This is a genomic window from Variovorax brevis, assembly GCF_030317105.1.
GTDB lineage: Bacteria > Pseudomonadota > Gammaproteobacteria > Burkholderiales > Burkholderiaceae_C > Variovorax > Variovorax brevis.
In genome coordinates, this window is sequence record NZ_JASZYG010000002.1 from 61927 (window position 1) to 83891 (window position 21965).

Here is a 21965-nt window from a genome sequence, read left to right on the forward strand (position 1 = left end):
GCGAATGTCCCCCGCCTTCGGCTCCTCCTTGATTTCGCTGCGCGGAGCACCCGATGCCCTCAGCCCGGGACACGCCGCGTCGTGCGGGTGGATCAACCGCTGCGCAACAGGATCACGCCCCTGCCAGGAACCGAACGCCGAACGCCGCGAGCGTCGGGCAATTTCATCTCACTGGATCTCGGCGACCGGCGACCCGGCCGACACGTACGCACCTTGCTCCGCCTTGAGCGAAATGCGCCCTGCGCGATGGGCGGTCACCTGCATCTCCATCTTCATGGCTTCCATCGTGGCGATGAGGTCGCCTTGGGCGACGGTGTCGCCGTCGGCCACTTTCCACGACTGCAAAGTGCCGGCGATTGGCGCGGCGACCGATGCGGGGTCTGCGGCCACCGTTGCCGACGCATCCGCGGCCGACGATGACGCGCCGCCCGCGACGGCCAGGCCGCGCAGCAGTTCAGCCGGCAGCCCCAGCGCCATGCGGCGCCCGTCGATCTCGACGGCGGTGCGCACCAGGGCCGCATCCGACACGGGCGGCTCGCTGCGCACGGCGGCGGCCAGGGTGTTGGCGAAGTCGGTCTCGATCCAGCGCGTGTGCACCTTGAAGGGGTCGGCCGACGTGAAGTCTTCGTGCGCCATCACTGCGCGATGAAAAGGCAGCACCGAGGCCACGCCCTCGATGCGGAATTCCTTGAGCGCGCGCCGCGCACGCGCGATGGCCTGGGCGCGCGTGGCGCCGGTGACGATGAGCTTGGCCATCAGCGAGTCGAAGGTGCCGGGCACCGTGGAGCCCGACAGCACGCCGGTGTCCACGCGCACGCCGGGGCCGGAAGGCGCCTCGAACACGCGCACCGGTCCGGGCGTGGGCAGGAATCCGCGGCCCACGTCCTCGGCGTTGATGCGGAACTCGAAGGCGTGGCCGCGCGGCACGGGCGTGTCGGTGATCGACAGCGGCAGGCCGTCGGCCACGCGCAGTTGTTCCACCACCAGGTCGACGCCGGAGGTTTCCTCGGTCACCGGGTGTTCGACCTGCAGGCGCGTGTTGACTTCGAGGAAGGAGATGGTCCCGGAAGGGCTCAGCAGGAACTCCACCGTACCGGCGCCGACATAGCCGGCACGCGCGCAGATGTCGCGCGCCGAGCCGTGGATGCGTGCGCGCTGCTCGTCGGTCAGGAAGGGCGCGGGCGCCTCTTCGACCAGTTTCTGGTTGCGCCGCTGCAGCGAGCAGTCGCGCGTGCCGAGCACGACCACATGGCCGTGCGTGTCGGCGATCACCTGCGCCTCGATGTGACGCGGCCGGTCGAGAAACTGCTCGACGAAGCACTCGCCGCGGCCGAAAGCGGTAACGGCCTCGCGCACCGCCGATTCGTAGAGGTCGGCCACTTCGTCCATGCGCCAGGCCACCTTGAGGCCGCGCCCGCCGCCACCGAAAGCGGCCTTGATGGCAATCGGCAGGCCGTGCTTTTCGGCGAAGGCGACGACTTGCTGCGCGTTGTCCACCGGTCCAGGCGTGCCCGCGACCAGCGGTGCGCCGACTTCCAGCGCGATCTTGCGCGCCTGCACCTTGTCGCCCAGCGCGTCGATGGCCTCGGGCGGCGGGCCGATCCAGCGCAGGCCGGCGGCGATGACGGCGCGCGCAAAGCCCGCGTTTTCCGACAGGAAGCCGTAGCCCGGATGCACCGCGTCCGCGCCGCTGCGCGCGGCCACGGTCAGCAGCTTGTCGATGTTCAGGTAGGTGTCGGCCGGTCGCTGGCCGTCCAGGCCATAGGCCTCGTCGGCCATGCGGGCGTGCAAGGCGTCGAGGTCGGCATCGGCATACACGGCGACCGACTTCACGCCGTAGTCGGCGCAGGCGCGCACGATGCGCACGGCAATCTCGCCGCGGTTGGCAATCAGGACTTTTTTCATGGGGTACCGAAAGGGTGGATGGGGTTGAAGCGCACGCTGGCGCCAATGGGGATCTGCCCCGCGCGGTCGAGGTGGTAGGGGGCGACGGCGCCGATCACCGGGTAGCCGCCGGTGAGCGGGTGGTCGGCCATGAACAGCACGGGTTGGCCGCTGGGCGGCACCTGCAAGGCGCCGAGGACCGTGCCTTCGCTCGGCAGTTCGGCCGGGTTGGCGCGCGCCAGGGGCTGGTCGCCGGCCAGTCGCAGGCCGACGCGGTTGGACTGCGGCGTGACCTTCCACGCCTGACTGGCCAGCAGTGCTACGGACTCGGGCGTGAACCAGTCGGTGCGCGGGCCCATCACCACGTCGAGCGTGATGGTCTGCCCGGACGTGGGCAGGCCGGCGGGTGGTTGCTCGTGCAGGGCCACAATGGCGCTGCGCGCCACCGGACGAATGGGGAGCACGTCACCGGCTGCGATGGGCGCGGGGCCGACGCGGGCCAGCGTGTCGGTCGAACGGCTGCCGAGCACCGACGCGATGGCGAAGCCGCCGCGCACCGCGAGGTAGGAGCGCATGCCGGCGCGTGGCTGGCCGAGCACGAGGCTGTCGCCGTCGGACAGCGCGATGGCTTCGTAGCCGGGCGCAGACCAGCACCCACCGCTGGCCGAACTGATGTCGATGGGCGCGTCGGCACCCGTGAAAGCCACGACGGCCTCACCGCGGCACACGAGTTGGAAGCCGCCGTAGACGATCTCCACGCAGGCCGCATCGCTCGCGTTGCCCACCAGGCGGTTGGCCGCGCGCAATGCGCCCTGGTCCATTGCGCCTGACGCGGACACGCCCTGCCCGGCTTGGCCGTGGCGGCCCGTGTCCTGAAACAGCGCCTGCAAGCCGGTGCTGCGGATCTCCAGCGCGGCGCCTTGGGGTTCCACGATGGCGATGGGTGCTTCAGCGGGCTTGCTCGCGGACGCGGGCGACGGCATCGAAGCCCGACCGGTCATGTCGACAAAGCGCACCCTGAAGCCCGGCTGCAACAAGGCCGGCACCTCGCGCCCCAGATCCCACATCGGAAGTTCGGTCACGCCGATGATCTGCCACCCGCCCGGGCTGGCCTGCGGATAGACCCCGCTGAAAGGCCCCGCCAGCCCCACGGCGCCGGCCGGGATGCGCGTGCGCGGCGTGGTGCGGCGCGGCACGTTCAGAATCGGGTCGCCCCCGCTCAGGTAGGCAAAGCCCGGTGCGAAGCCGGTGAAGGCGACGGTGTACTCGCCGCCGGTGTGGCGACGGATGACCTCCTCGCGCGAAATGCCCAGCATCTGAGCGACCTCGTCGAGGTCTTCGCCGCTGTAATCGACGGGGATCTCGATCAACGTGGCCGCACGCTCGACCCGTGTCGTGAGGCTGCGCGTGCTGATGCGCTCGACCAGCGCCGCATGCGACACCGCCGAAGGCCGATAGCGAACCAGCAGCGTGCGCGCCGCGGGCACCAGTTCCTCGATGCCGCGGATGGGCTCGGCCTGCAGCGAAGCCAGCAGCGCCAAGGTCTGCGGCAGGTCGTCGAGCTCGACCAGCAAGGCGTCGAGATTGACCGGCAGGAAGCGCATCACTGACGCGCCTCCATGGGTGCCGAATCGACAAAGGACTTCACGGTGACGCCCGAGCGTTCGAGCAACGCACGCACTTCACGCGCCATCTCGACCGCGCCGGGGCTGTCGCCATGCACGCAGATCGAATCAGCGGCGATGCGCACCGTGCTGCCATCGATCGCCGTGACCACGCCGTCAGTCGCCAGGCGCAGCATGCGCGCCGCCACTTCTTGCGGGTCGTGCAGCACGGCACCCTTCTCGCGCCGAGACACCAGCGTGCCTTGCGGCGTGTAGGCGCGGTCGGCAAAGGCTTCGGCCACGGTGCGCAAGCCACTGGCCTGCGCCCAGCCCAGCAGCGGCGAGCCGGCCAGCCCGACAAGGCACAGGCTGGCATCGATCGCAAGGATCGCCGCGATCACGTCGCGCGCTTGGCGCTCGTCGTGGGCGATGGTGTTGTAGAGCGCACCGTGCGGCTTGACGTAGCGCACCGTGGTGCCCGCGGCCGCGGCCAGCCCCTTGAGCGCACCGATCTGGTAGATCACGTCGGCCACCAGGTCGGCGCTGGCCACGTCCATGTTGCGGCGACCGAAACCTGCCAGGTCGGGGTACGACACGTGCGCGCCGACCACCACACCACGTTCGGCCGCACGGCGCAAGGTTTGCAGGATGCCGGCGGCGTCGCCCGCATGAAAACCGCAGGCCACGTTGGCACTGCTCACAATGCCCAGCATGGCGTCGTCGTCGCCCATGCGCCAGGCACCCAGACTTTCGCCGAGGTCGCTGTTGAGGTCCATGTTGATTGGCTTGTGGTGAGTGGACTCAGTCGACCTTGATGCCGGCTTCGTCGATCACCTTCTTCCACTTGGCCGAGTCGCTCTTGATCAGCTCGGTGACCTTGGTTGGCGCGCCGCCCACCACGTCCAGGCTCATTTCGTCGAGCCGGGCGCGGACGTCCTTCTCGGCCAGGATGCCGTTGATGGCCTCGTTCAACTTGGCGATGATTTCCGGGGGCGTGCCGGCCGGCGCCATGAAGGCGTACCAGAAGGTCATGTCGAAGTCCTTGCCGCCGGACTCCGCCACGGTCGGCAGGTCGGGGTAAGCGGGCAGGCGTTTGGTGGTCGTCACCGCCAGTGCGCGCATGCGACCGCTCTTGACCATGGGCATGGCCTCGGGCACGAGCGCCATCATCATCTGCACCTGGCCGCCCATCAGCTCGTTGAGCGCCGGGGCGCCGCCCTTGTAGGGAACATGCACCGGATCGAAGCCGTTTTCCTTCTTGTAGTACTCCATGCCCAAGTGGCTGGGGGTGCCGGCGCCGGCCGAGCCGTAGCTGACTTCGCCCGGCTTGCTCTTGAGGTAGGCGCCCAGTTCCTTCATGTTCTTGACCGGCACCGACGGATGCACGACCACCACGCTGGGCACGGTGGCCGCCAGCACGATGGGCGCGAGGTCCTTTTGCGGGTTGTATTGAATGCGTGCGCCATACAGCCCCGGGTTGACCGCCAAGCCACTCAGCGTGGAAATCAGGAGCGTGTAGCCGTCCGGCGCGGCCTTGGTGACGCTGGTGATGGCGATCTGCTCGCTGGCACCGGGCTTGTTGTCGACCACCACCGCCTGCCCGAAGCGCTTGCCAAGGCGCTCCGCGACGACGCGCGCCAGCGTGTCGGTGGAGCCGCCCGCCGCGTAGGGCACGACGATCTTGACCGGCTTGTTCGGATAGTCGGCCGACCAGGCCGGCTGGGCAGCGACGACGGACAGTACCGCTGCGGCGGCGAGAACACGCAAGGAAGAAATTGGCATCGGAGGACTCCAGTGGGCTTGGGTGGTGTGACAGTCAACAGGGCGAATGGCTCAACCATCGGAACAGTTGGTTGATTCAAACTAACTGTATTGTTCAACAATCCAGAGAAAATGAAATACTTTTTGGCGGCTTATTTCCAGGTGAATACCCGAGAACTGTTGAACAATCCAGTGGCTGATGTGCTCAGGATCTGTTACAAACCTCAACCAATGACCTCGACAGACACCCCCTCCCCCGCCGCCCGGACGCTGAGCGAACGCATGGCCGAGCAGGTGCGCCAGAAGATCACGCAGGGAGAGTTCCTGCCCGGCCAGCGCCTGTCGGAGCAGGCCCTGAGCGAGAGCCTTGGCATTTCCCGCAACACGCTGCGTGAGGTGTTCCGCATGCTCACCAAGGACGGCCTGGTGAAGCACGCGCCGAATCGCGGCGTGTTCGTGGCCATTCCGAGCATCGCGTCGATCATCGACATCTACCGGGTGCGCCGGCTGATCGAGTGCCAAGCCTTGTCGCAGGCCTACCCGCGCCACCCGGCCAAGAAGAAGATGCGCGAGGCGGTGGAAACGCAGCTGCGCTGCCGCGAGAGCGCCGACTGGGTCGGCGTGGGCACGGCCAACATGGCTTTTCACATGGCCATCGTCGAGCTGGCCGACAGCGAACGGCTCAACCAGCTGTTCGCCCCGGTGCTGGCCGAACTGCGCCTGGCCTTCGGCTTTTTGCGGGACGCCGAGTTCCTGCACGCGCCTTATGTCGAGATGAACGTCAAGATCCTCGAACTGGCCGAGGCCGGCAACTTCGCCGATGCCGCGGCGGCGCTCAACGAGTACCTGGTGCATTCCGAGCGCATCGTGCTGGCGGTCTATGCGCGGCACATTTCGGAGGCTGGCTGGGAGGGCTAAGGAGACTCTGATCAAGTCCCCCGCGGACCGCGCATCCTCGGCTCGGGCGGTCTGCGGCGTTGCAAATCCTCGCCATAGCTTTGGCTATGGCTGTGGTTTGCGCCTTGCATCCCATCCCGCGCCGAGGCGCGCGGTCTCGCGGGAACTTGATCAGAGTCTCCCTACCGCCGCAGCCGGCCCGCCGTACCATCACCGACGCGGATTTACCCAACTTTACGAACCGTTCAAGCCCCCTTGGCGGGCTCGGCGCAGGATTTGCGGCATGAGTACACCTCAACTATTGATGATCGAAGACGACACGCGCCTGGCGCAGATGGTCGGCGAATACCTCACGCAGTCCGGCATGGCATTCACCCACGCATCGGACGGTGGCACGGGCCTGACGAAGCTGCAGGAAAGCACGCCTGACCTCGTCATTCTCGATTTGATGCTGCCCGACATGGACGGCCTGGAGGTCTGCCGCCGCATCCGCGCGCTGCCCGGCCCGCTTGCCAAGGTGTCGGTGCTGATGCTGACGGCCAAGGGCGACCCCATGGACCGCATCATCGGCCTGGAGATCGGGGCTGACGACTACCTGCCCAAGCCCTTCGAGCCGCGCGAGCTGCTGGCGCGCATCCGCGCGGTGCTGCGCCGCCGGGGCGATGGGGGCAGCGAGACGCCGGCCGCCTCCGTCATGCGCTTCGGTTCGCTGGAAATCGACCGCAACGCGCGCACGGTCAACGTCGGCACCACGCCGGCGGACCTCACGTCCTACCAGTTCGACCTGCTGGTGGCGATGGCCGAACGCGCGGGCCGCGTGCTCACGCGCGATCAAATCATGGAAGCCGTGCGCGGACGCGAGCTGGAAGCCTTCGACCGTTCCATCGACGTGCACATGGGCCGCATCCGCGCCGCCATCGAGGCGGATGCCAAGAACCCCAAGCGGATCCTGACGGTGCGCGGCGTCGGGTACGTTTTCGCGAAACAACAAGACTGAAATGACGGCCCCCCGGCTTTTCACTCGCTTCGCTCCTGCAACTCCACCCCCCGAGGGGGAGACCTCACCTGCGGCCCGGCGAAGCCGGTTCCGTGGTGTGGGGCTTGAAAAAGATAGCCTGCCGGCGGCGCCGCGATAGCGGACTTTTGATGGGCCAAGCAATGATCAACCTTTATTCCAGGCACCTCTATGTACGCATCTGGCTGGCGGTGGTCGGCGGGGTGATCGTGCTGACGATGGCCGCCAGCTGGCTGATGCGCATCGCCGTGGAAAACGAGCGCGACCGCATTGCCAGCGTGCCGCGCGGCGTGGTCGTGCTGGACGACCAGGATCGCGTGATCGGCAAGGGGCAGGCGGTGCGCGTGCCGACGAGCCAGCGGCTGGAGTTCGACGTCTCGCTGTCCGACGGACGCAAGCTCACGCTGCAGATGATGCGCCGCGAAGAGATGACGGGCGACGACGGCAGGCGTCCACCGCCGCCAGCGTGGCGCACGCCCTTTGGCTTCATCTGGATGATTGCGCTGGTGGGCGTGGCCGTGGCGCTGGGCGTCTACCCCATCGTGCGGCGCCTGACCAAGCGCCTGGAATTCCTGCAGCGCGGCGTGCAGCGCTGGGGCGACGGCGACTTGTCGGCGCGCGTGCCCGAAGCCGGGCAGGACGAAGTGGCCGACCTCTCCAAGCGCTTCAACCTGGCGGCCGGGCGCGTCGAGACGCTGGTGCGCTCGCACAAGTCGCTGCTGGCCAACGCGTCGCACGAACTGCGCTCGCCGCTGACGCGCATCCGCATGGCGTTGGAGTTGATGGGCGAGCATCCGAGTTCCATCACGCGCACAGAGATCTCGCGGAACATCGCCGAGCTGGACCAGCTGATCGACGAAATCCTGTTGGCCAGCCGGCTGGACGCGCGCGAGGCCGACATGGGCACCATTGAAAGCGTCGAGCTGATGGGGCTGGCGGCCGAGGAGTGCTCGCGCACCGAGGCCGAACTGGAAGTGGCGGAAGGCACCGACGCCAATGCGCTGACGGTGCGCGGCGTGCCCCGCCTGTTGCGCCGTGCCATTCGCAACCTGCTGGAAAACGCGCGCCGATATGGGGCGGGCGACGTCAGTCTCGAGCTGGTGGCGGACGGGCGACAGGCCAAGGTGTACGTGAACGACCGAGGGCCCGGCGTACCGCCGGCCCTGCGTGAGCGCATCTTCGAGCCTTTCTATCGCCTGCCGGGCGCGAGCGAGCGCGAAGGCGGCGTGGGCTTGGGGTTGGCGCTGGTGAAGTCGATCGCGGAGCGCCACGGCGGCTCGGTGCGCTGTGAAGGCCGATCGGGTGGCGGTGCCAGTTTCGTGATCACGCTCCCCCGTTGAGTCTTTTCTCCTTCCCCTTCGGGGGAAGGTTGGGATGGGGGCAGACGGCGTTGCCATCACTACGGCCGCGTGCCCCCATCCCGGCCTTCCCCCGGAAGGGGAAGGAGCAACAGCCAGTTCATCGGATCGCAAGGGCCCGCCCCTAAAATCGCGCCCCTATGTTCAGAACTCGTTTGGCCCGCCACATGGCGACCTTCTGGGGCTTCGCTGTGTTCATGCCGGTGGGCGTGAACTATGCGGCCGCCGTGTTTCTCCTCCTCGCCATGCTCGCCGGTGGCAACCTGCGCCAGCGGGGCACGCGCATGCGTCATCACTTCCTGTGGTGGCCCATCGTGGCCTACGTGGCGTGGACGATGGTGGTGCTGGTCATCGGCGCGCACTACCCGCAAACGCCGGGCGAGGTCTTCCACGGGCTGCGCATCGCCGTCACCATGCTGCTGGCGCTCGCGCTGTCGCGCGAAGAAACGGTGTGGGCCTTGCGCGGATTTCTGGTGGCGTGCGTCGTCGCGCTCGTGCTGATCCTGCTGCAAAACACCGTCGGGCTGCCGGACCTGCAGATCTGGCGAGCGATGGTCAGGGAGACGGGCAACAAGTCCATCAACAACGCCCTGCTCCTTGCCACGCTGGGTGTCTCGGCCGCGGCGCTGGGGCTGGCGCATCTGGGCGACGCACGGCGCTGGCACTGGGCCGGGCCGGCCTTCATTGTCACCTTGGCGATGGCCGTCGTCGTCACGCTCGCCCTGCCCTCGCGCACCTCACTGCTGGCCATGCTGGTGTGCGTGTTCGCAGCCTGCGTCCACCAGTGGCGGGGAAGTTGGCGCGCCATGGCGGGGGCGCTGTCCATCGTCACGCTGGCGACCGGCCTGCTCATCTGGCAAGCGCCCGCCTCAATGCAAAAGAAAGTGGAGCTGGGCCTGAAGGAAATCGAGGAAGCGCAGGCCGGCGCGCAGTCAGACGCGAGCTGGGTCACGCGCTACTACATGTACCGCGACACGGGGCAAATGATGCTCGACAAGCCCGTCGCGGGCTGGGGCATCGGCGCCTGGACCAGCGAATGGCACCGGCGCGCGCCGCCCGTGCTGCACTACAAGAACATGCCGCACAACGACTTTCTGTGGATGGGATCGCAGGCCGGCATTCCGGGCTTCCTGTCGCTGTTCGTCATCCTGGCCGGGGGCGTCTGGGTGGGATGGCGCCGTGCCGACCTCACGGGCCGGCTCGGCTTTGTCGGCATGCTCACGATGCTGATCGCGGCAACGGTGAATTCCGCCATGCGCGACGCACAGATCGGGCTGAGCCTGCTGTGGATCGCCTTCCTCTACCTGCGCATGGTGCAGGAAAGCGGCAGCCCCTGGCGCGAGGTGCTGCCGCAGCGCGTGTCAGGCGTTTTTCTCAGTGATGATGGCCGGCCGACTCACCCGCTTTGAGGCGGTAGACGGTGCCGCAATAGGGGCACTTGGCCTCGCCTGAACGGGCGACGTCCAGGTACACCTTGGGGTGCGCGCTCCACAGCGGCATGTCCGCCTTGGGGTTGGGGCAGAACACGCCGCCCTGCTGATTCAGATCCTTGGCCAGCAATTCGACCACGGCTTTGACGCTGCTCATGTTGTTCAGACCTTCGTGAGCCAATGGGCGTACTTGGGATTGCGGCCGTTCACGATGTCGAAGAACGCGTTCTGGATCTTCTCGGTGATGGGGCCGCGCGAACCGATGCCGATCTCGACACGGTCGAGTTCGCGAATCGGCGTGACTTCAGCCGCGGTGCCGGTGAAGAAGGCTTCCTCGGCGATGTAGACCTCGTCGCGCGTGATGCGCTTCTGCACGACTTCGATGCCCAAGTCCTTGGCGATGTGCAGGATCGTGTTGCGGGTGATGCCGTTCAGGGCGCCAGCCGACAGGTCCGGCGTGTAGATGACGCCGCCCTTGACCACAAAGATATTTTCCCCAGCGCCTTCGGAGACGAAGCCGCTCGCGTCGAGCAGCAGCGCTTCGTCGTAGCCGTCGTCCAGCGCTTCCATGTTGGCGAGGATCGAATTGCTGTAGTTGCTCACCGCCTTGGCCTGCGTCATGGTGATGTTGACGTGGTGGCGGGTGTAGCTGGAGGTCTTCACGCGAATGCCGCGCTTCATGCCTTCTTCGCCCAGGTACGCGCCCCAGGCCCAAGCGGCAACCATTGCGTGGATGGTGTTGCCCTTGGGGCTGACGCCCAGCTTTTCGGAGCCGATCCACACCAGCGGACGCAGATAGCAGCTTTCCAGCTTGTTCTCGCGCACGACCTGCTTTTGCGCTTCATTGAGCTGTTCCTTGCTGAAGGGAATCTTCATGCGCAGGATCTTGGCGCTGTTGAACAGGCGCTCGGTGTGCTCTTCCAGGCGGAAGATCGCCGTGCCGTTCTGGGTGTTGTAGGCGCGAACGCCTTCGAAAGCGCCGCAGCCGTAGTGCAGCGTGTGGCTCAGCACGTGGATCTTGGCGTCGCGCCAGTCCACGAGCTCACCGTCCATCCAGATCTTGCCGTCACGGTCGGCCATCGAGGGAAGCGCGCTCATGTGTTGTCCTTGTGGGGGGTGTGCGACGGGGTCGCAAAACGGAAGGATTTTACGACTGCCGAGGATTGGGATGGGTTGGCGTAGCTCGGTGACGACGCCTGTCGGCGGCTGGCTTGGGTGCAAGCATCAAAGTCATCCGGCCTTCGAGCCAGCAAGTCAAGGATGCTCCATCTAAGTGGAGCGTCAAAAGGCGACGGAGCATTTCGGCATAGCGAGGGTCCGTCATCGAGGATTCGCTTCAACCCCCCACGTTCTGTAGGCTGTCGCGGAACGTGCGAAAACTCGGCGATTGGTTGCGCGCAATATCCATATGCGGCCCGATGTTCTTCGCCCATTCATGTTTGATTTTTCCTGGCAGCGGCCAACCCGCCTTTTTGATTGCCTGCGCACCACCCGGATAGACCGCATCGGCCAGTAGCTCCCAAGTGCCGCAGACACTATCTTGCTCATAGCGGGCCAGTACGTCTTTTTTGGCGCGAGGATACGCGGCCAGTAAGGCAGCCCGATCACCGAGAAGCCAAGCCTCCATCTCTTCGGTGGCCAAACCGAAAAGAGTGCTGGGCGCCGGTTGGCACCGATCCAAGAGTTTCTTTAGTTCGGCCACGAAACTTTTGCGGTTACGCTTGTCACTGTCCAGCACGACGACCACAGCATCAATACCGTGCGTCTTGCCATAGCCAGTCAAAAGCCTGGGCAACTGGTCCAATAGGGCACGCTTGGCAGGGTCGGACTTTCCGGATAGGCCTGCGGGAAGGCGACCAATGCCTCTGTACGCGTGGATTCGCCACGTATGCGGACACCCAAATTGTCCGATCAGGGCGGGCAACAAAGTTTCGAGCAACGTGGCCCCGGAGTTGTCCTCCACTAGCACTTGAATGTGCATGGATTACCTCTCGTCGAGGTAGTTGCTGTACCAGAGCCCACCCAACGGCAGTCCCTCATCCACCAGGTTGCGCACCAGTTCAAGATCAGACACGCGACGGATCAACGAAAAACCCTGCGGGCCCTTCTCAAGAATCCAAACTTCGCTCGGCGACAGCGCGTCCACAAAATACGGTTGGTGCGTGGTAACAAAGACTTGCGGGGCATTCTTCTTGCCCGTGGCATGTGAGCGCAGTTCGGTGGCCAGGGAATCGAGCAGTTGATGGTAAAGGCCATTCTCCGGTTCCTCGATGCATATAAACGGAGGTGGGTCCGGGTCCTCCATCAGTAGGAGGTACGCGAATATCTTCAATGTGCCGTCAGACATTTGCCCGGCGTAGAACGGGTCCGCAAAGGCGCCGTCGTTGAATTGCAGTAGAAGGCGCTTGTCAGGGGTCGGCGTGGTCTTGATGCTTTGGATTCCAGGTATCTTGCTTGCGATGCGCTCAAGAATCGTCTTGAATCGTTCCTTATGCTCACGCTCCATGTACTGCACGACATTGCCGATGTTGTCTCCATGTACGTTCAAGTGTCGTTGTGCGCCAGCAGAAGGAATCGATCGCGCAGCATCGGGGTGAAAGTACGATAGGTACCACCCTTTCAAGAAATCACGGAAGCGTTTGATTCGCGGGTGGTCCTTGAGCGTGCCGAGTGTGGCGATACCCAATTGACGCAAGTCAGTGAGTTCGACTGACTCTTTGGCAGGATCTTCCTCACCGCCTGCCGATTCCACAGCCTCTTCGCCAGCCCAAACTGTACCCCTGCCGTGGTGCAAGCGCAGGAACGGGAATGGGCGTCCATTTTTCTGGCCCTTGCGCCTCTGCTTAAGGACTTCCGATTCCACAAATGGCCGCCCGCTGTCGTCCAGGTTGATGGCTAGTTCATACGTAATGGGCCGCTCACCCTTGGCTTCGCGATAGTAGATCTCGAACTGAATGGCCTCTTGCACACCCAATGAGCGCATGCGCTCGAAGCCACCACGTTGCTTGGCATCGCAAGCAGTTTCCACGTCGGTTGAGAGGCAGTCAGCGACAAACCCGAAGGCATCAAAAAGGGTACTCTTGCCCGAGCCATTCTTGCCGATGACGACCGTGAATGGCGTCAAAGGGTCCCCTTTTTGGTCGGCCGACAACTTACCCAGCGTAACGTCACGCAGGGCCCGATAGTTGCGAACGCGGAACCCTTCAATCAATGCCATGTCATGTCCTTTCTTCGAGCGATGAGGTGTCGCTAATTCTCAATTGGTTGTTCACCCAGAAGTATCTGGCAGTCGACTCTGCGAGGCTGAAGAACCCTCAAAGAATCGATCAGGTGAACAGCCATAAGAATGCCAGATTGATTTCTGAGGGCGCCACTTTGCCGTTGAAGCGGCTGATGCGCTGTGAGCGAAAAGCGCCTATGAGCTGTGCACATAGACGCCAATGCTCGCATTGTGCGCACGACCAATCGCCCCTCGGGCGATCCGCGACATTCAGTGGACGGCACAGGCTCGGATTCGCGAACGGGAACAGCGAAGCCTTCCGCGGGTGGCTTCATGCAGATGTACCCGATGTCGCGGGATACCGGCCCGCAAATATCCTCGAAGCCGGTGCACATTGCGCAGAGCTGCCGCGACAATCAGGCGCCTCATTGCCACCGTGGCCGCCACCGTCCGCACCTGCAGGTTCGAAGCCCAGTCACAATTGGCGCTTTTTTCGCTCCCGTCCGAGTCCCCGCAGAGTAAAGGTTGTTTTCGTGTCCTTCTTCAAGAACGTCATCGTCTATCGCATCGAACCGTCCTGGTCGCAGGAATTGACCGAGGCGGAGCAGAGCCTCGATTCGCTTCGTTTCGTTCCCTGCGGCCCGAGCCAGGAAAAGTCCATCGGCTGGGTGCCGCCGCGCGACGAGAACGGGCCGCTGATCGAATCCGTCGGCGGCCAGTGGCTGCTCGAATTCATGATCGAGTCCAAGACCCTGCCCGCGTCGGTGATCAAGCGCAAGGTCGCCGAGCGCGTCGCGCAGATCGAGGCCACCACTGGCCGCAAGCCCGGCAAGAAGGAGCAAAAGGAGCTGAAGGAAGACATCACGCACGAGCTGATGCCGATGGCCTTCACCCGTCATGCCCGCGTCACGGTGTGGATCGACCGCACGCATCGCCGGCTGGTCGTCAACGCGTCCAACGTCGCGCGTGCCGATGAAATCGTGAGCAGCCTGGTGCAGGCCTTCAGCGGCTTTGCAGTGGGGCTGATCCACACCCGTATCGAGCCGGCCGCTGCCATGTCCGGCTGGCTGCACAGCCAGGAACCGCCGGCCGAGTTCACCATCGACCGCGAATGCGAGCTGAAAGCCACGGACGAGTCGAAGTCCGTCGTGCGCTACGCCAAGCACGCGCTGGACATCGACGAAGTGCGCCAGCACATCGAACAGGGCAAGCGCCCGACGCGCCTGGCCATGACCTGGGACGACCGCGTGTCCTTCGAGCTCACCGAAGGCATGCAGATCCGCAAGATCGTGTTCCTGGAAAGCACGGACGACGCGGCCAGCGGCAAGAAGGAAGACAACTTCGACGCGGACGTGGCGATCGCCACCGGCGAACTCGGCCACCTCGTGCCGGCGCTGATCGACGCGCTGGGCGGCGAGCAGGAGCTGGTCGCGGCGGCCGATGAATCCCCGATGCCTGCAGCGGGTGCGTCAACGGCGTCGAAGATCTCGACGCCCGACGCCGCCAGCGCAGCGGAAGTCGAGGAAGAAGAAGCGCCGTTCTGAGCGCCTAGGCTGTGCCCGTCGGGTTTGTCGGCTTGTTGTCGACAGGCTCGTCTTCCGCCGGTCGCACCAAGCCCCAGCTGCGCAGCTTGCCGTGCGCAAATTCGGCGTCAACGAAGGAGCCGCCGGAGTCCGTCCACCGATAGAGTTCCGGCTGCTCGTCCTTGGGCGAGCGCAGTTCGCCCAAGGCGCGCGTCATCGCCACGACGTGCATCAGCGGCACGCCCTTCTTGAGCTTGACGTTGAGCATCACGGCGCTGTCGACATAGCCGATGGGGCGATTGGCGGCCCGCTTGAGCACCGTCATGGCGCGGGTGAAGTGCAGCAGCAGGAACATCATCATCCCGCCCGTCACCACGGCCACGCCGGGCCAGCCGTATTCGTAATAGCCGGCTGCCACCAGCGCAACGCCGGCAACCGGCACCAGGACTCTCTGAAAATTCATGGCGCGATTGTGCCCGGCCCCCGGCTCATCGCTGCGCCAGCGCAGCGCCCATCTTCTGGTGGATCAGGTTGACCGCCTTCAGCGGACGAAGCATCACCTTGAATTCAGTGATCTTGCCTTCGTCGTTCCACCGGATCATGTCAACGCCATTGATGCGGATGCCGTCCAGCTCCAGTTCGAATTCAAGGATGGCGTCGCGATCGCCCGTCAACTCCCGCACGTAGTGGAAGGAGTCATTGGCGAAGACCTGGAGCGCGGCCGCCAGGTAAGCCTTGGTGATGGCCTTTCCGACCTGGGGCGTGTGCACCACCGGGGAATGGAAGACGGCGTCTTCGGCAAGCAGCGCGTCCAATGCGCGCACGTTGCGCTCCTTGAGAAGCTGATGCCAGGCGGGAATGGGGCTGGATGACATGGGTTGACTCCTGAACATGAAAAAAAGTTGGCCTCGCCTATCGCGGGGAGCAAACGGAGACCAGCACCTTGCAAGGCTCGGTCGGCAGATGGCTGTTGCATTGCGCCGCGGCTTCCTTGGCCGCAGCGCCGGCCGTCGGCGCGATGGCGGATCCCCACTCGCTGAAATTGCCGATTGCCAGCGCACCGCAATAACGATCGAAATACGCGCGGACCACGCAGGCACCGGGGCTCCCAGCCGCGCGGTCGCATTGGGCGCTCGCCGCAAGCTCGGCTGCGCGGCGGGACGGGTGATTGAACGAGTAACCGTAGGCGTTGCCCACGGAGGCAATGGCGCCCCAGCTTGGCTTTTGCCCGGTGTCGGCACGCGCTGCGTTGGCGGTGAGGCCCGCGACATCGAAGCACAGCCACAGCACGAGCGCGGCAATCATCCGCCAAGCGCGCGGTGGAAGATCGAAGCCGTGATCCACGGCCCGGCCGATGAGCGTGGAAGGAGCGATGCAGGCAGGGCTTGGCAGGATCACGGCGTGTGGATCGATTCAGTTCGACGATCGGGCCATTCTGCCGGCATGATCCCAAGTCCGGGCTGTTGACCGCACAAGCCATTGGCAGACGGGCGCGTTACAAAACCTCGACGCCGATACGGCATACTCCCACCCCCCCAAATACTCGCCGGAAACCCCACCCAATGGACCAGGAAGTCGACCCCAAAGTACTCGCTGCAATCGATGAGATGCGGTTGTCAGGGCCACGGCTCACCCCGGTCGAAATCGTCGCCAAGATGGGCGTGTTCGACGCTCGGGAAAAGGCGTTCGACTCGGCTTGGCTGGCGACTGGCGACAACGTCATCGCGCCGATCTGGGGCGAGCATGTGAGCGTCGGTGCGGGCGGGCGCTGGTTCTGCCTTGAAAAACTGGACCCGCTGCATCGCGCCGGCGGCAGCCCGCGTACGCCCCACCAGGTTCAGCGCGCCAAGGACCGCCTCAAGTTGCTCAAGCGGACTTTCGACGCGGGCCGGGGCTTTCGCGCCGTGCTGCAGACCAACCGGGTCGCCATCGCCGAACTGGAGAGCAACAAGAACGCGAAGGTGTCGACGCGCGTGCGCGACGACGCCGAATGGCACGTCGCGGCCTGGGAGCCCGAGCAGCCCTTCGCCGTCCTCGTCCGCGGCCCGCGCGGCTGGACGCCAGACGAGGCGGAAGTGCAGGCGGCCAAGGCGCGCGTCGGCATCGTGGATGCCGTCCAGGCGGACGCCGAAGAGGGCGCCCAAGGTTCGCCCGAAGAGGTCCAGGCCGCCGCGATCGGCTACGTGATGCGTCATTTCACCGGCTACGGCTACAAGGCCGAAGACGTGACCAGCAAGAAGGTGGGCTTCGACATCGAGGTGTCGAACGCCAAGGGCGCGACGCTTCTCAGGGTGACAGTGAAGGGCACCTCGACGAGCAGCCCCGGCTTCAAGCTGACGGACGAGGAACGCGCATGCTCAACGCGCGAACCGCTCTGGCGCCTGCTGGTGGTGACCGACCCGCTCAGCGCCGCGGCGGAGCACAAGATCTACAAGCCCAATGAGGTGGAGCAGGCGCCGGGGTTCTTGCCGGCAGCGTAGCGGGCGCGTGACCGGCGCCACAGGCCGCGCGCTCGAATGCGGACATTCTCTATTGAAGCTGCCGCACCACATCCATCGCCTCCTCGATGCGATCGACGGGGTGAATGGTGATGCCCTCTATTTCCTTCGCCCCCTTCTTCGGCGCGTTGGCCCGGGGCACCACAGCCACGCTGAAGCCCAGCTTGGCGGCTTCGCGCAGCCGCTCCTGGCCGCGCGGCGCGGGACGCACCTCGCCCGCCAGGCCGACTTCACCAAAGGCGATGAAGCCCTTGGGCAGCGGCTTGCCGCGCAGGCTTGAAGTAATCGCCAGCATCACCGCCAGGTCGGCCGCCGGCTCGGTGATTCGCACGCCGCCCACGGCGTTGACGAACACGTCCTGGTCCATGCAGGCGACCCCGGCGTGACGATGCAGCACCGCCAGCAGCATGGCGAGGCGGTCGCGGTCGAGGCCAACCGACAGGCGCCGCGGGCTCGGCCCGCCGTTGTCCACCAGCGCCTGGATTTCGACGAGCATGGGCCGCGTGCCTTCGAGCGTGACCAGCACCACGCTGCCGGGCACCGGCTCGCTGTGCTGGCTCAGGAAGATCGCGCTCGGATTGGTCACGCCTTTCAGCCCGCGCTCCGTCATGGCGAACACACCGATTTCGTTGACGGCGCCAAAACGGTTCTTGATGGCGCGCACCAGCCGGAAGCTCGAATGCGTGTCGCCTTCGAAATAAAGCACCGTGTCGACCATGTGCTCCAGCACGCGCGGGCCGGCCAGAGCGCCTTCCTTGGTGACGTGGCCGACCAGCACCACGGCCGTGCCGCTGGTCTTGGCAAAGCGCGTGAGGTGCGCCGCGCATTCGCGCACCTGCGCCACCGAGCCGGGCGCGGAGGTGAGCTGGTCTGAATACACCGTCTGGATCGAGTCGATGACCGCGATGGTCGGGCGCGACTGGTCCAGCGTGGCGATGATTTTTTCAAGCTGGATCTCGGCCATGACCTGAACCTGCGAATGGTCGAGGCCGAGCCGGCGCGAACGCATGGCCACTTGCGCGCCGCTTTCTTCGCCGGTGACGTAAAGGGCGTTCTGGCCGACGCGCTGCAGCGCATCGACCGCCTGCAACAGCAGCGTCGATTTGCCGATGCCCGGATCTCCGCCGATGAGCGTGACGCCGCCCGGCACGATGCCGCCGCCCAGCACGCGGTCGAGTTCGTCCATCCCGGTGGGCGTGCGGGCGACGTCGACCGCCTCGATTTCCGACAGCAGCATCAATTCCGACGACGAGCCGGCCAGCGACGCGTATTGCGGCGCTCCCGTGTTGAACCGGTTGTTGCCCGCGCCGGATGGCGACGCCACCTGTTCGATGAGCGTGTTCCACGCGCCGCAGCTGGGGCACTTGCCCAGCCATTTGGCGCTCGTGCCGCCGCACTCGGAGCAGACGTAAATGCTTTTTTCCTTGGCCATGCAGCGAGTGTAGGGAAGTCCTCTTGCGCGATCGGGCGTCAAACATTTAATATATTAAATAAACGGACAAAGACATGGGCACCACTTTCGCGCACCGCAACTTGCCACGCCTGCTGCTGCAGGCCCGCGAAGCCGTCATGGCGCACACGCGGCCCAGCCTGCGCGAGCATGCGCTGAGCGACCAGCAATGGCGCGTGCTGCGCGTGCTCGGCGAACACGGCGCCGTCGAAACGGGCCGCGTGGCGCGCGAGGCTTTCATCCTCGGCCCCAGCCTCACCGGCGTGCTCGCGCGCATGGAACGCGACGGGCTCATCCAGCGCAGCCGCGACCCCGAAGACGCGCGACGCACCGTGATCGAGGCCACGCCGCAAGGCCGCAAGCTGGTGAAGAAGCTCTCCACCAGCATCGAGGCGCACTACGAATGGATGGAGGAGTCGCTCGGCAAGGCCAAGCTGGCGCAGATCTACGAGCTGCTCGATGAGCTCATTGCATTGGAGCAACCGACATCATGAGTTTCTTGCCGGCGGGCACCGTTTACGGCGTGCTCCTCAATTTTCGCGCGGAGCTCGACGCACTCGGCGCTCAGATGAACGAGCCGCCCTACAAGGCGCCGCCGAAAGCGCCCGTGCTGTATGTGAAGACGGCGAACACGTGGACTCCCCATGGCGAATCGATCGTCGTTCCTGCCCGCGTGCCCGAAGTCGAAGTCGGCGCCACCATCGCGATGGTGATGGGCGACGGCGGACGCATCGCCGGCCACGTGCTCATGAACGACCTCTCGATTCCGCATGCCAGCTTCTTCCGCCCGCCCGTGCGCTTCAAGTGCCTCGACGGCTTCCTCGGCATTGGCCCGGCCTTGCGCGAGGACGATGGCGATGCGTCCGGCTTCACGCTCGAAGTGCGCATCAACGGCGAGGTGCGCCAGCGCGCCGACTTCTCGCAACTCGTACGCAGCCCATCGCAACTGCTCGCCGACGTGAGCGGGTTCATGACGCTGGCTCCCGGCGACGTGCTCATGCTCGGCTGCAACGCGGATCGCCCACGCGCACGAGCGGGCGATCGCATCGACATCGTCGCGCCCGGCTTCGAGACCCTGACCAACACACTGTCGGGGGAAGCCGCATGAAACACGCGCGCATCATCTTCGAAGGCCAGGTGCACGAAGCAACCGAGCGCGACGGGCAACTGTTGCTCGCCAATGGACGGCTCGCGTCCTTCGACAGCGTGCAATGGCTGCCGCCCCTCGCCCCGACGCCTCGCCCCCGCACCATCCTCGCGCTCGGCCTCAACTACGCCGACCACGCGAAGGAACTCGAATTCAAGGCGCCGGAAGAGCCGCTGGTGTTCGTCAAGGGCCAAGGCACGCTCATCGGCCATCGCCAGTTCACGCGCCGTCCGGCGGACGTGAAATTCATGCACTATGAATGCGAACTCGCCGTCGTCATCGGCAAGACGGCAAAGCAGGTTCGCCGCGACGATGCCTACGATTTCGTCGGCGGCTACACCGTCGCCAACGACTACGCGATCCGCGACTACCTCGAGAACTGGTATCGCCCCAACCTTCGCGTGAAAAATCGCGACACCTGCACGCCCATCGGGCCGTGGCTCGTGGACGCGAAGGACGTGCCGGACCCGATGGCGCTCGCCTTGCAGACCACCGTCAACGGCAAGGTCACGCAGTCGGGCAACACGCGCGACATGATCTTCGACGTGCCCTTTCTCATCGAGTACTTCAGCAGCTTCATGACGCTGTCGCCGGGCGACCTGATCCTCACTGGCACGCCCGACGGCGTCGTCGATTGCCAGCCCGGCGACGTGATCGTCACGGAGATCGAGCGCGTGGGTGCGCTCCTCAACACCATCCAGGGAGAAGCATGAGAATCGACCACCTCATCGGCGGTGAGCGCGTTGCCGGCAAAGACTACTTCGAGACGCTGAACCCTGCCACGCAGGAGGTGCTGGCCGAAGTGGCCGCTGGCGGCGAGGCGGAAGTGCATGCCGCCGTCGCCGCGGCCAAGGAAGCGTTTCCGAAATGGGCCGGCATGCCTGCGCCGCAACGCGCCGCGCTGATCCGCAAGCTCGGTGACTTGATTGCCGCCAACGTGCCGGACATCGCGCGCACCGAAACCAACGACTGCGGCCAGGTCATCGCGCAAACCGGCAAGCAACTGGTGCCCCGCGCGGCCGACAACTTCTACTATTTCGCGGAGATGTGCACGCGCGTCGACGGCCACACCTACCCGACGCCGACGCACCTGAACTACACGCTTTTTCATCCCGTGGGCGTGTGCGCCCTGATCTCGCCGTGGAACGTGCCCTTCATGACCGCGACGTGGAAGGTCGCGCCCTGCCTGGCCTTCGGCAACACGGCCGTGCTGAAGATGAGCGAACTCTCGCCGCTGACGGCTGCTCGCCTGGGCGAACTGGCGCTCGAAGCCGGTATTCCCCCCGGCGTGTTGAACCTCGTGCACGGCTACGGCAAGGAGGCCGGCGAGCCGCTGGTGGCGCACCCGGATGTGCGCGCGATTTCCTTCACCGGCTCGACGGCGACGGGCAACCGCATCGTCAAGGCCGCGGGGCTGAAGAAGTTCAGCATGGAACTCGGCGGCAAGAGCCCTTTCGTGATCTTCGACGACGCCGACCTGGACCGCGCGCTCGACGCCGCCGTGTTCATGATCTTCAGCAACAACGGCGAGCGCTGCACGGCGGGTTCGCGCATCCTCGTGCAGCGGTCGATCTACGCCGACTTTGCGGCGAAGTTCGCCGAACGTGCAAAGCGCATCACGGTCGGCGATCCGCTGGATGAAAGCACCATCGTCGGCCCGATGATTTCGCAGGCGCATCTGGCGAAGGTGCGCAGCTACATCGAGTTGGGGCCGAAGGAAGGCGCGACGCTGCTGTGCGGCGGGCTCGACGCGCCGTCGGGCCTGCCCGATCGCGTCAAGCGCGGCAACTACGTCATGCCCACCGTGTTCGCCGACGTCGACAACCGAATGAAGATCGCGCAGGACGAGATCTTCGGGCCTGTGGCTTGCCTCATTCCCTTCAAGGATGAGGCGGATGCGATTCGATTGGCCAACGACATCCAGTACGGCTTGTCGAGCTATGTGTGGACGGAGAACATCGGGCGCGCGCATCGCGTGGCCGCCGCCATCGAGGCAGGGATGTGTTTTGTCAACAGCCAGAACGTGCGGGACTTGCGCCAGCCTTTCGGCGGGACCAAGGCATCGGGGACAGGGCGTGAAGGTGGCACCTGGAGCTATGAGGTGTTTTGTGAGCCGAAGAATGTGGCGGTGTCGTTGGGGGCGCATCACATTCCGCATTGGGGGGCGGCGAAATGAAG

At 65.4% G+C, this 21965-nt stretch carries 22 protein-coding genes; 10 read left to right on the plus strand and 12 right to left on the minus strand.

Going from position 1 to position 21965, the window contains the following annotated elements:
• Positions 1 to 168: 168 nt before the first annotated feature.
• From QTI66_RS04970 to QTI66_RS04985, 4 genes are read right to left on the minus strand one after another with little or no spacing between them, the layout of a single operon-like run.
• On the minus strand, positions 169 to 1905 hold the full coding sequence (locus tag QTI66_RS04970) for an acetyl/propionyl/methylcrotonyl-CoA carboxylase subunit alpha (RefSeq protein WP_286557877.1): 1737 nt from the start codon (positions 1903 to 1905) through the stop codon (positions 169 to 171).
• Positions 1902 to 3488 carry a 5-oxoprolinase subunit B/C family protein gene (locus QTI66_RS04975; protein ID WP_286558995.1) on the minus strand — a complete coding sequence of 529 codons (1587 nt, stop codon included), beginning with the start codon at positions 3486 to 3488 and terminating at the stop codon, positions 1902 to 1904. Before QTI66_RS04975 ends, QTI66_RS04970 begins: the two co-directional genes overlap by 4 nt.
• Positions 3488 to 4270, minus strand: a complete 783-nt coding sequence (locus tag QTI66_RS04980; protein WP_286558997.1) for a LamB/YcsF family protein — start codon at positions 4268 to 4270, stop codon at positions 3488 to 3490. Before QTI66_RS04980 ends, QTI66_RS04975 begins: the two co-directional genes overlap by 1 nt.
• Positions 4271 to 4289: 19 nt before the next feature.
• On the minus strand, positions 4290 to 5270 hold the full coding sequence (locus tag QTI66_RS04985; protein WP_286557878.1) for a Bug family tripartite tricarboxylate transporter substrate binding protein: 981 nt from the start codon (positions 5268 to 5270) through the stop codon (positions 4290 to 4292).
• A 210-nt stretch (positions 5271 to 5480) separates the two neighbouring features.
• On the opposite strand from QTI66_RS04985, the gene QTI66_RS04990 reads away from it, so the two are divergent.
• The 4 genes from QTI66_RS04990 to QTI66_RS05005 all read left to right on the plus strand — a co-directional run bounded on the left by QTI66_RS04990 (position 5481) and on the right by QTI66_RS05005 (position 9928).
• A complete protein-coding gene (locus QTI66_RS04990) occupies positions 5481 to 6167 on the plus strand; it encodes a GntR family transcriptional regulator (RefSeq protein ID WP_286557879.1) in 687 nt (228 codons plus the stop codon).
• Positions 6168 to 6429: 262 nt separating this feature from the next.
• Complete coding sequence (locus QTI66_RS04995) at positions 6430 to 7143, plus strand: response regulator (RefSeq protein ID WP_286557880.1); 714 nt, start codon at positions 6430 to 6432, stop codon at positions 7141 to 7143.
• 149 nt (positions 7144 to 7292) lie between these two features.
• Entirely contained in the window at positions 7293 to 8501 is a 1209-nt protein-coding gene (locus tag QTI66_RS05000) for an ATP-binding protein (protein WP_286557881.1), read from the plus strand.
• A 185-nt stretch (positions 8502 to 8686) separates the two neighbouring features.
• Positions 8687 to 9928 carry an O-antigen ligase family protein gene (locus tag QTI66_RS05005; RefSeq protein WP_286557882.1) on the plus strand — a complete coding sequence of 414 codons (1242 nt, stop codon included), beginning with the start codon at positions 8687 to 8689 and terminating at the stop codon, positions 9926 to 9928.
• Here QTI66_RS05005 and QTI66_RS05010 read toward each other — a convergent pair.
• The 4 genes from QTI66_RS05010 to QTI66_RS05025 form a co-directional block, all read right to left on the minus strand.
• Positions 9894 to 10106 (minus strand): zinc-finger domain-containing protein, encoded by a 213-nt coding sequence (locus tag QTI66_RS05010; RefSeq protein WP_286557883.1) that lies wholly within the window; start codon positions 10104 to 10106, stop codon positions 9894 to 9896. The genes QTI66_RS05005 and QTI66_RS05010 overlap by 35 nt on opposite strands.
• 5 nt (positions 10107 to 10111) lie before the next feature.
• Positions 10112 to 11047 carry a branched-chain amino acid transaminase gene (locus QTI66_RS05015; RefSeq protein ID WP_286557884.1) on the minus strand — a complete coding sequence of 312 codons (936 nt, stop codon included), beginning with the start codon at positions 11045 to 11047 and terminating at the stop codon, positions 10112 to 10114.
• Between the two features lie 238 nt (positions 11048 to 11285).
• Positions 11286 to 11930: a DUF4276 family protein gene (locus QTI66_RS05020; RefSeq protein WP_286557885.1), complete on the minus strand. Its 645-nt coding sequence runs from the start codon at positions 11928 to 11930 to the stop codon at positions 11286 to 11288.
• A 3-nt stretch (positions 11931 to 11933) separates the two neighbouring features.
• Complete coding sequence (locus tag QTI66_RS05025; protein WP_286557886.1) at positions 11934 to 13166, minus strand: AAA family ATPase; 1233 nt, start codon at positions 13164 to 13166, stop codon at positions 11934 to 11936.
• Between the two features lie 536 nt (positions 13167 to 13702).
• Here QTI66_RS05025 and QTI66_RS05030 point away from each other — a divergent pair.
• Positions 13703 to 14713, plus strand: coding sequence for a recombination-associated protein RdgC (locus QTI66_RS05030; RefSeq protein ID WP_286557887.1), 1011 nt, complete (start codon positions 13703 to 13705; stop codon positions 14711 to 14713).
• Positions 14714 to 14717: 4 nt separating this feature from the next.
• On the opposite strand, the gene QTI66_RS05035 is transcribed toward QTI66_RS05030, so the two are convergent.
• Genes QTI66_RS05035 through QTI66_RS05045 form a run of 3 tightly spaced genes read right to left on the minus strand, consistent with a single transcriptional unit; the run spans position 14718 to position 16090 of the window.
• The gene (locus QTI66_RS05035; RefSeq protein WP_286557888.1) at positions 14718 to 15155 is read right to left on the minus strand and encodes a glycerate kinase; all 438 of its coding nucleotides are present in this window, start codon (positions 15153 to 15155) and stop codon (positions 14718 to 14720) included.
• Positions 15156 to 15180: 25 nt separating this feature from the next.
• Complete coding sequence (locus QTI66_RS05040) at positions 15181 to 15567, minus strand: nuclear transport factor 2 family protein (protein WP_286557889.1); 387 nt, start codon at positions 15565 to 15567, stop codon at positions 15181 to 15183.
• 37 nt (positions 15568 to 15604) lie between these two features.
• Positions 15605 to 16090, minus strand: coding sequence for a DUF4189 domain-containing protein (locus tag QTI66_RS05045; protein ID WP_286557890.1), 486 nt, complete (start codon positions 16088 to 16090; stop codon positions 15605 to 15607).
• A gap of 5 nt (positions 16091 to 16095) precedes the next feature.
• Between QTI66_RS05045 and QTI66_RS05050 the strand changes: the two genes are divergently transcribed.
• On the plus strand, positions 16096 to 17172 hold the full coding sequence (locus tag QTI66_RS05050; RefSeq protein WP_286557891.1) for a protein NO VEIN domain-containing protein: 1077 nt from the start codon (positions 16096 to 16098) through the stop codon (positions 17170 to 17172).
• 49 nt (positions 17173 to 17221) lie between these two features.
• Here QTI66_RS05050 and radA read toward each other — a convergent pair whose 3' ends face one another.
• A complete protein-coding gene (gene radA / locus QTI66_RS05055) occupies positions 17222 to 18622 on the minus strand; it encodes a DNA repair protein RadA (protein WP_286557892.1) in 1401 nt (466 codons plus the stop codon).
• Between the two features lie 74 nt (positions 18623 to 18696).
• Here radA and hpaR point away from each other — a divergent pair, with 74 nt between their 5' ends.
• Genes hpaR through hpaE form a run of 4 tightly spaced genes read left to right on the plus strand, consistent with a single transcriptional unit; the run spans position 18697 to position 21963 of the window.
• Positions 18697 to 19134, plus strand: a complete 438-nt coding sequence (hpaR, locus tag QTI66_RS05060; RefSeq protein WP_286557894.1) for a homoprotocatechuate degradation operon regulator HpaR — start codon at positions 18697 to 18699, stop codon at positions 19132 to 19134.
• Positions 19131 to 19748, plus strand: coding sequence for a fumarylacetoacetate hydrolase family protein (locus tag QTI66_RS05065; protein ID WP_286557895.1), 618 nt, complete (start codon positions 19131 to 19133; stop codon positions 19746 to 19748). Before hpaR ends, QTI66_RS05065 begins: the two co-directional genes overlap by 4 nt.
• Positions 19745 to 20500 (plus strand): fumarylacetoacetate hydrolase family protein, encoded by a 756-nt coding sequence (locus tag QTI66_RS05070; protein WP_286557896.1) that lies wholly within the window; start codon positions 19745 to 19747, stop codon positions 20498 to 20500. Before QTI66_RS05065 ends, QTI66_RS05070 begins: the two co-directional genes overlap by 4 nt.
• Positions 20497 to 21963: a 5-carboxymethyl-2-hydroxymuconate semialdehyde dehydrogenase gene (hpaE, locus tag QTI66_RS05075; RefSeq protein ID WP_286557897.1), complete on the plus strand. Its 1467-nt coding sequence runs from the start codon at positions 20497 to 20499 to the stop codon at positions 21961 to 21963. The genes QTI66_RS05070 and hpaE overlap by 4 nt, the downstream gene beginning before the upstream one ends.
• Positions 21964 to 21965: the final 2 nt, after the last annotated feature.

Excerpts from the sequence above, each read along its gene's own strand:
- QTI66_RS05020 (WP_286557885.1), bottom strand. The coding sequence starts at position 11,930 with ATGCACATTCAAGTGCTAGTGGAGGACAACTCCGGGGCCACGTTGCTC.
- QTI66_RS05010 (WP_286557883.1), bottom strand. The coding sequence starts at position 10,106 with ATGAGCAGCGTCAAAGCCGTGGTCGAATTGCTGGCCAAGGATCTGAAT.
- QTI66_RS05015 (WP_286557884.1), bottom strand. The coding sequence starts at position 11,047 with ATGAGCGCGCTTCCCTCGATGGCCGACCGTGACGGCAAGATCTGGATG.
- hpaR (WP_286557894.1), top strand. The coding sequence starts at position 18,697 with ATGGGCACCACTTTCGCGCACCGCAACTTGCCACGCCTGCTGCTGCAG.
- QTI66_RS04970 (WP_286557877.1), bottom strand. The coding sequence starts at position 1,905 with ATGAAAAAAGTCCTGATTGCCAACCGCGGCGAGATTGCCGTGCGCATC.
- QTI66_RS04995 (WP_286557880.1), top strand. The coding sequence starts at position 6,430 with ATGAGTACACCTCAACTATTGATGATCGAAGACGACACGCGCCTGGCG.
- QTI66_RS05065 (WP_286557895.1), top strand. The coding sequence starts at position 19,131 with ATGAGTTTCTTGCCGGCGGGCACCGTTTACGGCGTGCTCCTCAATTTT.
- QTI66_RS05000 (WP_286557881.1), top strand. The coding sequence starts at position 7,293 with ATGGGCCAAGCAATGATCAACCTTTATTCCAGGCACCTCTATGTACGC.
- QTI66_RS04985 (WP_286557878.1), bottom strand. The coding sequence starts at position 5,270 with ATGCCAATTTCTTCCTTGCGTGTTCTCGCCGCCGCAGCGGTACTGTCC.
- QTI66_RS05040 (WP_286557889.1), bottom strand. The coding sequence starts at position 15,567 with ATGTCATCCAGCCCCATTCCCGCCTGGCATCAGCTTCTCAAGGAGCGC.
- QTI66_RS04990 (WP_286557879.1), top strand. The coding sequence starts at position 5,481 with ATGACCTCGACAGACACCCCCTCCCCCGCCGCCCGGACGCTGAGCGAA.
- radA (WP_286557892.1), bottom strand. The coding sequence starts at position 18,622 with ATGGCCAAGGAAAAAAGCATTTACGTCTGCTCCGAGTGCGGCGGCACG.
- hpaE (WP_286557897.1), top strand. The coding sequence starts at position 20,497 with ATGAGAATCGACCACCTCATCGGCGGTGAGCGCGTTGCCGGCAAAGAC.
- QTI66_RS05070 (WP_286557896.1), top strand. The coding sequence starts at position 19,745 with ATGAAACACGCGCGCATCATCTTCGAAGGCCAGGTGCACGAAGCAACC.
- QTI66_RS04975 (WP_286558995.1), bottom strand. The coding sequence starts at position 3,488 with ATGCGCTTCCTGCCGGTCAATCTCGACGCCTTGCTGGTCGAGCTCGAC.
- QTI66_RS05035 (WP_286557888.1), bottom strand. The coding sequence starts at position 15,155 with ATGAATTTTCAGAGAGTCCTGGTGCCGGTTGCCGGCGTTGCGCTGGTG.
- QTI66_RS05005 (WP_286557882.1), top strand. The coding sequence starts at position 8,687 with ATGGCGACCTTCTGGGGCTTCGCTGTGTTCATGCCGGTGGGCGTGAAC.
- QTI66_RS05025 (WP_286557886.1), bottom strand. The coding sequence starts at position 13,166 with ATGGCATTGATTGAAGGGTTCCGCGTTCGCAACTATCGGGCCCTGCGT.